13 protein-coding genes are annotated in these 12,598 nt (G+C 61.7%); 8 read left to right on the top strand and 5 right to left on the bottom strand.

What is annotated here, in order from left to right; genetic code table 11:
- Positions 1-52 precede the first annotated feature (52 nt).
- From FA04_RS05795 to FA04_RS05785, 3 genes are all read left to right on the top strand, one after another.
- Entirely contained in the window at positions 53-787 is a 735-nt protein-coding gene (locus FA04_RS05795; RefSeq protein WP_034795976.1) for a hypothetical protein, read from the top strand.
- Between the two features lie 181 nt (positions 788-968).
- Positions 969-2,501: an SPOR domain-containing protein gene (locus FA04_RS05790; protein WP_034795980.1), complete on the top strand. Its 1,533-nt coding sequence runs from the start codon at positions 969-971 to the stop codon at positions 2,499-2,501.
- Between the two features lie 76 nt (positions 2,502-2,577).
- On the top strand, positions 2,578-2,847 hold the full coding sequence (locus FA04_RS05785) for a hypothetical protein (RefSeq protein WP_034795983.1): 270 nt from the start codon (positions 2,578-2,580) through the stop codon (positions 2,845-2,847).
- 181 nt (positions 2,848-3,028) lie between these two features.
- Here FA04_RS05785 and FA04_RS05780 read toward each other — a convergent pair whose 3' ends face one another.
- Both FA04_RS05780 and FA04_RS05775 read right to left on the bottom strand, forming a co-directional pair.
- Positions 3,029-3,466 carry a DUF1489 family protein gene (locus tag FA04_RS05780; protein WP_034795986.1) on the bottom strand — a complete coding sequence of 146 codons (438 nt, stop codon included), beginning with the start codon at positions 3,464-3,466 and terminating at the stop codon, positions 3,029-3,031.
- A gap of 120 nt (positions 3,467-3,586) precedes the next feature.
- On the bottom strand, positions 3,587-4,987 hold the full coding sequence (locus FA04_RS05775) for an L-serine ammonia-lyase (RefSeq protein WP_034795990.1): 1,401 nt from the start codon (positions 4,985-4,987) through the stop codon (positions 3,587-3,589).
- Between the two features lie 746 nt (positions 4,988-5,733).
- Between FA04_RS05775 and FA04_RS05770 the strand changes: the two genes are divergently transcribed.
- The 3 genes from FA04_RS05770 to FA04_RS05760 all read left to right on the top strand — a co-directional run bounded on the left by FA04_RS05770 (position 5,734) and on the right by FA04_RS05760 (position 8,041).
- Complete coding sequence (locus FA04_RS05770; protein WP_034795992.1) at positions 5,734-6,426, top strand: DUF599 domain-containing protein; 693 nt, start codon at positions 5,734-5,736, stop codon at positions 6,424-6,426.
- Positions 6,427-6,556: 130 nt separating this feature from the next.
- Positions 6,557-7,564 (top strand): heparan-alpha-glucosaminide N-acetyltransferase, encoded by a 1,008-nt coding sequence (locus tag FA04_RS05765; RefSeq protein ID WP_034796001.1) that lies wholly within the window; start codon positions 6,557-6,559, stop codon positions 7,562-7,564.
- A gap of 3 nt (positions 7,565-7,567) precedes the next feature.
- Complete coding sequence (locus FA04_RS05760) at positions 7,568-8,041, top strand: methyltransferase family protein (protein WP_034796004.1); 474 nt, start codon at positions 7,568-7,570, stop codon at positions 8,039-8,041.
- 80 nt (positions 8,042-8,121) lie between these two features.
- Here the strand turns inward: FA04_RS05760 and FA04_RS05755 are convergent, their stop codons facing one another.
- Positions 8,122-8,535, bottom strand: a complete 414-nt coding sequence (locus tag FA04_RS05755; RefSeq protein WP_034796007.1) for a MerR family transcriptional regulator — start codon at positions 8,533-8,535, stop codon at positions 8,122-8,124.
- Positions 8,536-8,579: 44 nt separating this feature from the next.
- Positions 8,580-10,001 carry a magnesium transporter gene (gene mgtE / locus FA04_RS05750; RefSeq protein WP_034796009.1) on the bottom strand — a complete coding sequence of 474 codons (1,422 nt, stop codon included), beginning with the start codon at positions 9,999-10,001 and terminating at the stop codon, positions 8,580-8,582.
- A 322-nt stretch (positions 10,002-10,323) separates the two neighbouring features.
- Between mgtE and FA04_RS05745 the strand changes: the two genes are divergently transcribed.
- Positions 10,324-10,833: a peptide deformylase gene (locus FA04_RS05745; RefSeq protein ID WP_034796011.1), complete on the top strand. Its 510-nt coding sequence runs from the start codon at positions 10,324-10,326 to the stop codon at positions 10,831-10,833.
- Positions 10,834-10,885: 52 nt separating this feature from the next.
- Positions 10,886-11,155 carry a hypothetical protein gene (locus FA04_RS05740; protein WP_034796014.1) on the top strand — a complete coding sequence of 90 codons (270 nt, stop codon included), beginning with the start codon at positions 10,886-10,888 and terminating at the stop codon, positions 11,153-11,155.
- Positions 11,156-11,202: 47 nt separating this feature from the next.
- Here FA04_RS05740 and acmB read toward each other — a convergent pair whose 3' ends face one another.
- On the bottom strand, positions 11,203-12,387 hold the full coding sequence (acmB, locus tag FA04_RS05735; RefSeq protein WP_034796015.1) for a methyl acetate hydrolase AcmB: 1,185 nt from the start codon (positions 12,385-12,387) through the stop codon (positions 11,203-11,205).
- Positions 12,388-12,598: the final 211 nt, after the last annotated feature.

Genomic DNA, 12,598 nt, shown 5'->3' with positions numbered 1-12,598 from the left:
CCAGGGGCTCGACACTCGACTTGGGCGCGGCCAACGCGACGGGACGGCCACCATGAGCAACGCTCCAAACGGGATAGACGAACCGGAACTCCGGCCGCTGCTGTCGGCCCGCTTCATCTACCGGGTGACGGCGGTCGTTGTTGTGCTCGCAGCCCTGACGGCGGCAATCGCGTTCGCGGGAAGATGGTTCGGCGAAAACCTGGCGCTGGCCGGTCACACCGCCAGCAGAGAGCCCTACGATATCTTCATCGGACAGGATCATCTGCGGCTGCCGGCGAACATGATCCGCTTCGAGGCCCAACGCGCCACCTCGATCGTCGGGCGTGTCGATGTCTATCTGACATGGCCCAGCCTTGAAGGTTACAGCGACGAAAATCGCGACCTCTTCAACGACGTCGACGCGCCTGAAAATCTGATCTTCCTGCAGATTTCGCAAAGCACGATGTCCCGCGACATGTCGGGTCGGGTGGAGCCGATCTACAAGCAGGTTTTCGACGGCCCTCCATCCCGCGGGCCGAACGGACTGCTTTTACATGCGACCAAAGCTGCCTCCAGCTATGCAGGCGAAGTCTTTTATACTGCGGAGCGGACAGGCCAGGCGCCCTACGTGGTGCGCTGCCTGAAATCCGACGCGCAAACCATATCGACCAGCGCCGACTGCCAGCGCGACATTCATGCCGGCAAGGACCTCGTCGTCCTCTACCGCTTCGCCAATAAACTGTTGCCGCAATGGAAGGAAATCGACAACGCGATTACAGCTTTCATCAAAAGCCGAATCGTGCCCTGATTTCGTCCAACTGATGTGGTGCAGGCAGGCACCGCATCATTGCGCTACACCGGAATTGTCTTTGTACGAATGCGTCCGATTCCGGAAACCAATCATTCATCATAAACCGATTGGTAACGCTATGCCGATACTGTCTCGAGAACGGTCGTTCCCGGAGGCGGCGTCCGGACAACCCCATGACATGAGAATAAAGAGCAGCGTAGTGTCCCAAACCGGTTTTTTTGATCTCGCGAAGCGCCCGTTCGGCGCTCTTTCAAAGATGGTAAAGCGGGTCGTCCTGGCAGGCACCATTGCCTCGGTCGCCTTTGTGTTGCCCGGCTTTGCGGCGTCGACCTACGCCAATCCCAAATATTCGGGCATCGTCGTCGATGCCAAGACCGGCAAGATCCTCTATGGCGAGGATGCCGACGAACTGCGCTATCCGGCGTCTCTCACCAAGATGATGACGCTCTACCTCACCTTCGAGGCGCTCGAAGCCGGTCGGATCAGCAAGTCCACGCAGATTCCCTTCTCGAAAAATGCGTCCGCGGAACCTCCGTCTAAGCTCGGCGTGCGCGCCGGCCAGTCGATCACCGTCGAACAGGCGATCCTTTCGCTCGTTACACGGTCGGCCAACGATGCCTCCACGGCACTTGGCGAGTATCTCGGCGGCTCCGAGCAACGCTTCGCCCGCATGATGACGAACAAGGCGCGCGCGCTCGGCATGACGCGCACGACGTACCGCAACGCCAACGGCCTGCCCAATCCGGAACAGCGCACGACCGCACGCGACCAGGCCCGCCTCGGCCTCGCGCTTCGCCAGCATTTCCCGCAGTATTACGACTACTTCTCCACGCGCAGCTTTCGCTTCGGCAAGCAGACCATCGGCAACCACAACCGCCTGCTCGGCAATGTGCGCGGCGTCGACGGCATCAAGACCGGCTACACGCGCGCTTCCGGCTTCAACCTCGTGACCTCGGCCCAGCTCGACGGCCGCAGCATCGTCGCCGTCGTCATGGGCGGCACCTCGGGCGCCAGCCGCGATGCACAGATGCGCCGCCTGGTCGCGAAGTACATGCCGGACGCATCGCGTCGCGGCAACGGCAACCTGATTGCCGAGACCAAGCCGACCCCCGTTCCGGCCGAAGAGACCCAGGTTGCAGCCGCAGCGCCCGTTGCCGAGACGCCGGTCGTCGCAGCCGTCGCCGCTGGCCATGACCTGCCCAACACCGGTCCCGTTCCGGATTTCCGCTACAACGGCGAAAGCGCCAGCAGCGTGCAGATGGCCTATGCCGGCAACAAGCGTGCATCGGACAACCCTGTCCTTTCTCCGAAGATCGTTCCCAACACGCTCGACGCGCAGAGCCTGAAGCTTCGCCAGCCTGTGACCGCAGCGATGGTCGACACCCAGATCACCAATTCCGTGCCGAAGAAGGCAGAGGCTGTTGCCAAGGCAGAGCCTGCTGAAGTCGCAAAGGCCGAGCCGATGCCGGCGCAGCCGCAGGGCTGGGTGATCCAGATCGGTGCCACTCCGGACAAGGATCAGGCCATGACGCTGCTCGGCAACGCCAAGGACAAGGGCGGCAAGGCACTGCGCAACGCGCAGCCGTTCACCGTCGCCTTCGGCCAGGTCTACCGCGCCCGCTTCGGCGGCTTCGATGACCAGAATTCGGCAGTCAACGCCTGCAAGGCCTTGAAGAAGAAAGGCATCTCCTGCTGGGCCAGCCAGCAGTAACGACGAAATTTGGCGGCCGGATGTGTTTGTTTTCCGGCCGCCTTCCTCGGATTTGTACAGCGTAACGAGGTTAAACATGGCAATGAACGAGAACGTTCCGGGTGTCACCCCGCTGCCGGGGCGACGGGCTAAACCGTCGCGCATCAATCTGCACCCCCTGCACGAGGCGGCCATGCGCATCGCCGATCTCGGCCTCAATCGATCGAAGGCCAAGACACGCGATCTCGTCGGCATGCTTTTGACGCACGGAGCTCGAGCCTGGCGCTCGACCCAGCCGCGCGCCGGCATCCACCTTCACGTGACGGCGCCAAACCGGCGCCATCCGCTGAAGATGCGGATCACCTGAACATTCACAGTCCGGAAGGCGGCCACGGCCGCCTTTTTGCTTTCTGGCTGGATGATGGTGCGGCCTCGGCAGGGCCGTTTCGCGCGCGCAGAAGAGTGCGAAAGCAGGCGACACCTTCAAGGACGCGTTGGTTGCCGCTCGATTGCCAAGAGCTCAGCAAAATGCCCGCGGCATAGGACTTCTAGAGAAGCCCGAGTTCGGCCAGTTCGCGCCGCAGTTCGAGCGGCATCTCGGAGCCGCCGCCCGATAGCGACGCCAGGTCGCGCGGGGCGTCCTTGTCGGTCAGGTAACGCCATCCCTGAAACGCGCGACGCGGCTGCAGTTCGGTTTCGATCACTTCCGGACCCAGCAGCAGATTACAACGGCCGATACCTTCGCCGTCGGTAAAGGTCTCGATGCCGATGAGCGGCTGGCGCGCCTGCACGCTGCCCTTGATCACCCAGTAGAGCGAGCCGCCTTCCAGCAGTTCCTCCACGCGCTTGGGCACCATGCGCGTCGTGTGGAACGAGTGCGGCTCGAGGCCGGCGGCCATGGCCGCCATCGCCTTGCGCGAGACCCATTCGCGCAGGTCCTCGATCGATTCCGCTCCGACGCAAAGCTTTATGAGATGTAGAGACATGGCTTTTTTTGAACACCCGTCCGGCCGTTGCGGTCAAGCGGCCAGACGTCGTTCATCCACAATCACCGCAATACGTCCGGTCGATACACCGGCGTCTGGGCTTCGAGAGGCTTGCAAGCCTCAACATTCGACAACGTTGACCGCAAGACCGCCGGTCGATGTTTCCTTGTACTTCTCGTTCATGTCGACGCCCGTCTGCCGCATCGTCTCGATGCAGGCGTCGAGCGGCACGAAATGCTTGCCGTCACCTTTGAGCGCCAGAGAAGCGGCCGTCACCGCCTTGACCGCTCCAAGCGCATTGCGCTCGATGCAGGGCACCTGCACGAGGCCGGCCACAGGATCGCAGGTCATACCGAGGTGATGTTCGAGTGCAATCTCGGCCGCATTTTCGATCTGCTCGGGGGTACCGCCCATAACGGCAGCAAGGCCCGCCGCCGCCATCGCGGACGCCGAGCCGACTTCGCCCTGACAGCCGACCTCAGCGCCGGAAATCGAGGCGTTGTGCTTGATGATGCCGCCGATCGCGGCAGCCGTCAGCAGATAGTCGCGAATGCCTTCCTGGTCGGCGTCGTCATGGAAATGCATGTAATAGCGGATCGTCGCCGGCACCACGCCTGCGGCACCGTTGGTGGGCGAAGTGACGACGCGGCCGCCGGCGGCATTTTCCTCGTTGACCGCCATTGCGTAGACGCTCAGCCAATCGTTGGCGAGCAGCGGATTGGCCTTGTTGGAACGCCACTCTTCCTGCAGCTTGTCGTGGATCGAGCGGGCGCGGCGGCGAACCTTCAAGCCGCCGGGCATGATGCCGTCCTGGCTCAAGCCCCGGTCGATGCAATTGCTCATGGCGCCCCAGATGCGGTCGAGCCCGGCGTTCAGTTCGTCCGGCGACATCGTCGCCTCTTCGTTCGCCCGCTTCATCTGCGCAATCGTCAAGCCGGAGCGCGCCGACATGTCCAGCATTTCCTGGGCCGAGGAGAACGGGAACGGCACCTTGACGCCCGTCGCCTTGTTCTTCGAGGCGCGCATGGCCTCAAGTTCCGTGTCGGTCACGACGAAGCCACCGCCGATCGAATAGTAGATGCGCTTCAACAGCAGGCGGCCGTCGCGGTCGAAGGCAGAAAACGACATGCCGTTGGCATGGCCGGGCAACGGCACCTTCTTGTCGAAGACCAGATCGGTCTTCGGCTGGAATTCGTAGGACGGATGGCCCGGCGGTGTAATGCGGCCCGTGCGTTCGACCTCATCGATGAGGGCATCCATGCGATCCGGATCGACGAGATCCGGGCGTTCGCCAACGAGTCCGAGGATCACCGCCCTGCCCGTTCCGTGGCCGATGCCGGTGTGGGCGAGCGAACCGTGCAGGCTCACCTTGATTGCCGCAACGGAGGCATGGGACGGACGTGGCCAGTCGTCGGAAAGGATGAGATCGAGAAAGCGATTGGCGGCCGACATCGGCCCCATCGTATGCGAGCTCGAAGGCCCGATACCAATCTTGAACACGTCGAAGACGGAAAGAAACATAAGCTGCCTGCCCCGGAGACTGACCCGCGACGCACGGGCATGATCGCCCGGCACCGCATTAACGATTGCCTCGATACCACGCTTCGAAGTCTATGCGAACCGGCGTGATACCGTCTTATTTGCTGGTGGATTTTACGCCTTGATCGGTGCCGATTTAAGGAGATCCGCAAGCAGATATAGGAACGAAGCCTAAGCGATCCCATAGCAGGCCGTCAGGCGGTCAACCGACATTCGATCCCGTCCGTGCGACATTGACCTCCCGCAAGGGCTCCGGGTAGCGCCACTGGTTGCCTGGAATCAAAAACGGCGCGGCTTTTGGGAAGCCGCGCCGTCAATCAGTGGACTTTTCTAGATACTAGATATCAAAGGCCGCCGAAAAGATAAGCAAGAACAAGAACGCCAGCGAAACCAGCCACGGCGCGTGCAGTTACGCCCCAGCAAGACTTCTGAATTGTATTGTCCATGATGTCTCCGAAAACACTCTCAACGGCCGCGGGCAGCACCGTAGGCGCCCGCGTCTGGGGCCATGCATATTGAAGAAAGCGTAAATGCGCAATGGGGGAATGTGGCGGAAAGGTGTCAAGCCCGTGCGACCGAACACAGGATCCTGGTGAAAACCGCACAAATGGTCGGTACGGCCGGGAAGAAATTCCGCCGCAATTTCATCACAGTAGTTGACGCGTCGCGGATTCCGACACCGCCCCGGCCACCTTGCAATTTCCAAAAGCCATGCCAAAAACACGTGTATGACCTTCGAAGATTACATAGCGCTTGTCGTGTTTATCCTGCTTTGGGCGGGTTTCAGCTGGGCGACCGATGGCACGCGCGGCTTCAAACGCGTGAGTCTTACGCGCCTCATGAACGAGCATCGCGGCCGCTGGATCCGCAATTCGCTCAACCGCGACCTGAAGATGATCGATACGCAGATCATCGCGGGGCTCCAGGCCGGCACCGCTTTCTTCGCTTCAACGACCATCTTCGCGCTCGGCGGCTGCTTCGCACTGCTCGGCGCTACCGAACAGGCGCAGATGATCTTTGCCGACATGCCCTATGTCTTCCATGGCGGGCGCACGGCGTTCGAGCTGAAGGTCGGCGGCCTCACCTGCCTCTTCGGCTACTCCTTCTTCAAGTTCGGCTGGTCCTACCGGCTGTTCAACTATTGCTCGATCCTGATGGGTGGCATCCCGATGACCGCCGACATGCAGCGGGATCGACATGCGGCGGAGAAGGCGGCCGAACGGGCGATCCGCATGAACGTGCTTGCCGCCAAGCACTTCAACGCCGGTCTCCGGGCGATCTTTCTTTCGATCGGCTATCTCGGCTGGTTCATCAGCCCCTATGTGTTCGTGGCGCTCACCGTCTTCGTCATCTTCGTCTTGACCCGCAGACAGTTCTTCTCGGAGGCGCGTTCCGCGCTCCTCAAGGACGCAACACCCTGACAATCCGCGCAACCGGCGCGCCGGACGGCTGCGGATCGCAGCCGCGGCGTTCCATCAGCAATCAAGGACGCGTGCCTGGCGCAAGCCAGGCCTGCCACTCTTCCTCACGCCAACAGGATGGCGAATGCCCATGTCCGATATCCATGTGACCGCACCGGCAGCAGAGACCCCAGCGAAACCGACAGGCAGGCGGCTCGCCTTCATCGATGTCGCGCGCGGCGTGGCGCTGCTTGCCATGGCGACCTATCACTTCGTCTGGGACCTCGAGTTCTTCGGCTATGTCGCAGCAGGCACGGCCGGCACCGGCGGCTGGAAGATTTTTGCGCGGCTGATTGCCAGCAGCTTCCTGTTTCTTGCCGGCTACAGCCTCGTGCTCGGACAATGGCCGACGATCCGCATCAACGCGTTCCTGCGCCGTTTCGCCAAGATCGCCGGCGCCGCAGCGCTGATCACGATTGCCACCTATTTTGCCTTCCCGGACACCTTCATCTTCTTCGGCATCCTGCATGCGATCGCCGCGGCAAGCCTGATCGGCCTGATATTCCTCAGGCTTCCTGCCGTCGTTTCCTTCGCCGCAGCCGCCGCGGCCATCGCGGCACCCTTCTATCTGCGCTCGCCGATCTTCGATGCGCCCTGGCTCTGGTGGGTCGGTCTGTCCGAGACGCTGCCACGGTCCAACGACTACGTGCCGCTGTTGCCGTGGCTCGGGCCGTTTCTGCTCGGCCTTGGTGCCGCCAAGCTCTTCCACGCGCGGCTGGTATCCGCGCTTGCAAGCCGGCCCTCCACAGATGGCAAGGGGCGGCTGTGGATGACGCCCCTCGTCTTCGGCAGCCGTCACAGTCTGGCCATATACCTCATTCACCAGCCCGTGCTCATCGGACTGGTCTATCTCTTCTCGCTGATCTCTCCGCCGACACTGCCGGATCCCAAGGAAGCCTACCGCAGCAATTGCGTTGCGGCCTGCAACCAGGGAAATCCTGCCGTGCCGTGCGACAGCTTCTGCGGCTGTACCCTCGACCGTCTGGTGGAACAGAACCTGTTCGACAGCCTGAACAGGGGAGAGATCAACGTCAGCAGCGATGAACGCATTGCGCGAATCGCGCAGCAATGCACAATCAACGTGCAATCAGGGGACTAGGACATGAATGCCTATCGTGCCAAGCCGCTGAACTTCCCATGGCCGGCCCTTCTCTACGGGGTCGCCACTCTTGCGGCGCTTCTACTGGCGCGACATTTTCCCATTCCGGTGGCACATGGCCACGGCTGGTTTCCCTGGATCAGCGGCGGCGCCCTGATTATCGTCGCGATCTGGCTGGCCCTGTGGGCCGTCAAAACGCTGCTCGATCGGCATACGGCGGTCATGCCCTACCGATCAGCCACATGCCTGGTCACCTACGGTCCGTTCCGCTTCACGCGCAATCCGATCTATCTCGGCTACACCTTGATGATGATCGGCTTTGGGCTGGCGACGCTCAATCCGTGGTTCTTCATCATGGCGATTGCAGCCGTGATGCTGACCACACTCTTTGCCATCCGCAATGAAGAGCGGCACCTGCTGTCGCGCTTCGGTTTCGAATTCGAGCGCTACTGCCGGCATACCAGCCGTTGGATCTGAGCGCCGGCAGGGATACACGCAGCAAAAAGGGCAGCGCGAACGCTACCCTTCGAAAATTCCAGACATAAACCAGCGACCCTTCAGGTGCCGACGCCGATTTCGGCCAAACGCGTCAGGCACGCTTCCTCGACATTGTCGAGTTCCGCCAGCGTATCGTCGATGTCCTTGCGCTTCTGGCGCAGCTCTTCGCGCTTTTCCTCGACGCGCGACATCAGCAGCTGAAGCTGGCCGAGCTCGCCGGGAGGGTCCTTGTAGACCTGAATGATTTCACGGATCTCGGCGATGGTGAAGCCGATGCGGCGCCCTCGCAGAATCTCCTGAATGAGCCGCCGGTCGGCCGGCCGGAACAGGCGCGTGCGACCACGGCGCTCCGGATGGATGAGGCCCTCGTCCTCATAGAAACGCAGCGTTCGCGTGGAAATGCCGAATTCCCGCGTCAATTCGGTGATGCTATAGTATTTATCCACGCTGCCATTCCATGTGTTCCTGAGCATGCACTATCGTTGACCTTGACGTAAAAGTCAAACAACGCGCCACGTTACGTGACGTGGAACCACCAGGTGGCGATGCCGAGAAAGCTGAAGAAGCCGGTGATATCGGTAATGGCCGTCACGAAGACGGCGGAAGAGACCGCCGGGTCGGCGCCGAAGCGATCGAGGCAGAGCGGCACGAGGATGCCGCCAAGGGCCGCAGCCATCATGTTGATCAGCATCGCAGTTGCGATGATGCCGCCGATGTTCAGGTCCTGAAACCAGAGACCGGCAAGAAGCCCGATCAGCGTGCCGAAGATCATGCCGTTGAGCAGCCCAACGCCGGCTTCACGCCGGATGATGCGCGGCGCGTTGTGAATGTCGAGACCCCGTGTTGCGAGCGCGCGCACGGTAACGGTCATCGTCTGCGAACCGGCATTGCCGCCCATGCCCGCAACGATCGGCATCAGGATGGCGAGAGCCACGATCTGCTGGATCGTCGCGTCGAAGAGGCCGATGACCGAAGCGGAGATGCAGGCGGTCATCGAATTGATGAACAGCCAGGGCACGCGCGAGCGCGATGCCTCCCCGACGGAGTCCGAAAGCTCTTCGTCGCCGACGCCGCTCAGGCGCAGCAAGTCTTCCTCGGCCTCTTCCTGAATGACGTCGACGACGTCATCGATGGTGAGCACGCCAACAAGCCTGCCATTGTCATCGACGACGGCCGCAGAAAGAAGGTCGTATTGCTCGAATAGCTGGGCCGCCTCTTCCTGGTCCATCTCGGCCGGAATGGCATGGCTGGTGTCGTGCATGATCGCATCGACCTTGACCGAACGCTTGGTTCGGAGGATGCGGTCGAGGTCAATGGCGCCGAGCAGCTTGAAGGTCGGGTCGATCACGAAGATCTGCGTGAAACTCTCCGGCAGGTCCTCGTCTTCGCGCATGTAGTCGATCGTCTGGCCGACAGTCCAGAATGGCGGCACCGCCACGAACTCGGTCTGCATGCGCCGGCCGGCCGTGCTTTCGGGGTAATCCAGCGAGCGTCGCAGGCGAACCCGTTCGGTAAACGGCAGCTTCGCCAGGATCTCGTCCTGGTCTTCCTGGTCCAGGTCTTCCAGAATGTAGACCGCATCGTCCGAATCCATCTCGCCGATGGCCTCGGCGATCTGTTCGTTCGGCATGTGCTCGACGATATCGAGACGGATCGCTTCGTCGACCTCCGTCAGTGCCGAAAGGTCGAATTCCTTGCCGAGCAGCGAAACCAGCGCCAGGCGCTGATCGGGCTGGATCGCCTCGAGCAGGTCACCCATTTCCGACGAGTGCAGGTGGGCAACGTGCTGGCGCAGATAGATCGTATCGCGGTCGGCGATTGCCGCGCCGACATGCATGAGAAAATCAGAGCGGATAGAACCGTCGTCGGCATAAATGTCCGAGCCGTCAAAGGCCTTGACGTCTTCTGAGCCGCGGTCTTCGTCGCCAGTATTGCTCATGCGCGCCCTCGAAACGATTTGCTGCTTCCCGGCCGTCCGCCTCGCGAGCCGGAAAGAATGCGTCCACTGACGTTTGCCTCGCCCTCATCCGCCGCCATGGGCGGGAATTCTGGCCTTACAGCCTGCTAGCGCAAAGCCCTGCCGAGGTCCACAGCACAGATACCACCGGGCGCGCCGCAACAACAGATTTATTCAAGCTGTTGCAAATACATGAAAAACCGGCTGCTTCTCGACACAGTCGACATCGACCGCGCGATCGGCTAGCACTTCAGTCGAGATATCGGAGGCGCAACACCCATTTGGCGCCGCCAAGGAAGATCTGATGGCCATTCGCCCCATTGTCCGCTTTCCCAACCCGCTGCTGACGCGGAAGGCGGAGACGATCACCCGCTTCGACGCGGCATTAGAGGCGCTGGCCGCGGACCTTCTCGACACGATGCGGGACGCCCCCGGCGTCGGCATCACCGCGCCGCATATCGGCATCCTGGAGCGCGTGACGGTGATCGAGTTCGATCGCGAAAGCGGCGCCAGGACCTTCGTCAATCCGGAGGTCATCTGGTGTAGCGACGAGAAGGCGACCCATACGGAAGGCAGCGTCTCGATGCCGGGCATCCTTGAAGAGGTCGAACGCCCCCGCGCCGTTCGCGTCCGCTACCAGACGCTTGGCGGCGAGACGATCGACGAGGAAGCCGACGGCTTCATGGCCACCTGCCTGCAGCACGAAATCGACCAGCTCGACGGCATCTTCTGGACACAACGGCTCTCGCGCCTGAAGCGCGATCGCGCCATCAAGAAGTTCGAAAAGCTGACCAGGGAGCAGGCGCGCGGCTAGCGCACCGATTCCCTGCTCGCAACATCACGTCATAGTCACCAAGGACCGAACCATGAAACCGACCTATCTCGCCCTCATCGGCCTCCTCGCGCTCGCCGGCTGCAACAGCGCCCAGCAAGATCTCGAGCCCCTGCCCCAGAGCCTGACCTATGGCGAGAACGCGGCCAGCAGGAAGACACAGGCCGCACCGGGCGCCATGATCCAGAACCGCTTCATGTATGAAGGCCAGATGGTCTACGAGACCTACGAGGTTCAGCCCGACCGCACCTACAAGCTCGTCCGCCGCCGCATGGACCAGAGCGGACCTGCCGGCAACAACTGACACGGATCAGGGCGGACGGGCGCAGCGACCTCTGTCGCCCGTCGCCGCTATGTATTTCGAGCCGCGTACACCGCCGTTTCGAAATCGAGATAGCTCCCGAACGAAGCGGGATCGGCAAAGGGCAGTATCTGTGTCGCCCACAGGCCACCGAGACCGTTTTGGCGATCTATCCAGTAGTAGAGGTTCGCAAGCCCCGCCCAGGCTAACGCACCGGCTGGCCGTCCCGTCGGTGCTGCTTCATCGTTGATCATGAAGCTTATCCCCCAGGACTTCGGCATGCCGGGGAAAAATTCGGCGTCGTGCGACAGGCTTCTTATTACCCCCGGGAGCCTCTTGATCTTCCTTTCTCCGAGGCCGTTCCTTGCCGCCATTTCGACCGTTTCCGTCTTCAGCACCCGACCGCCGGGTGACATCCCGTCGTTGAGCCACATGCGGATAAATTTGGCGTAGTCGACGGCCGTCGAATAGAGACCGTGCCCGCCCATCTGGACCTCCGGGTCCTGCGGGAGCCTGAAATCAGGCAACGGCGACAAACGTCCGGCATCGTCCCTTTGGTGCAAGGTAACCACGCGGGATGTCATGGATGCGGTCATTGCAAAGCCGGTGTCTTCCATGCCAAGCGGCTGGAGGATGCGTTCCGCCATCACAGCGCCAAGCCGCTTGCCGGTGATGCCCTCCACGACCTGCCCGGCCCAGTCCAGGCTGCTCCCATATTCCCAGTCGTCGCCCGGATCGAAGAGCAAAGGCGTCCGGATGGATGCATGGGAGGCGGTGATCACGCTCGGCTGTCCATGTTGCCGCGCCAACCGGGCATAGGTCTCGTTGAAAAAATCGTAGCCAAAACCGGCCGTGTGCAGGAGCAGCATGCGCGTGGTGATGTCTCGTTTGGGCGGGCGGAGTTTCGGATTCCCGGCGAGGTCAAAACCTTCGATCACCTGCAGCGTGCCGATTTCGGGCGCGTACTGCCTGGCGGGAGCGTCGAGATCGAGCTTGCCCTCCTCGACCAATTGCAGGCAGGCCGTCGCCGTGATCGCCTTCGTCATCGAGAAGATCGCAAAGACGCTGGCGATGGTCATATCCGTCGCGCCAGCCAAAGAGCGCTTTCCGGTGGCGCCCGCGTAAAAATTGCCGTGGCGATCCGTGGCGATTGCGACAACGCCTGGCACGCCATCGGCGGAAGCGACCGCGGCGTTTAGGATTGCATCGGCAGCAGTCTTGAGATCGCCGGACAAAGGAACCTCCCGCACAGCCAAGGCTTCGACACGCGTGGCGGTCGTGCCACCCTTCACGTTGAACCGCCGCACAAATCTTAACATCAAAGGGCGACCCAAGCCATTTTCTACCGGCCAACTCAGCGCGAAACGAGCGAGACTCGGATTGCCAGAAGGCATCACGATGCCGCCGATCAGGGCGCGCCAGAACGGGGAAGCTAAACATGGATTT

The organism is Ensifer adhaerens (assembly GCF_000697965.2).
Taxonomy (GTDB): domain Bacteria; phylum Pseudomonadota; class Alphaproteobacteria; order Rhizobiales; family Rhizobiaceae; genus Ensifer; species Ensifer adhaerens.
The sequence above is the reverse complement of the archived record's forward strand: the minus strand, read 5'-3'. Positions and strand labels throughout refer to the sequence as shown.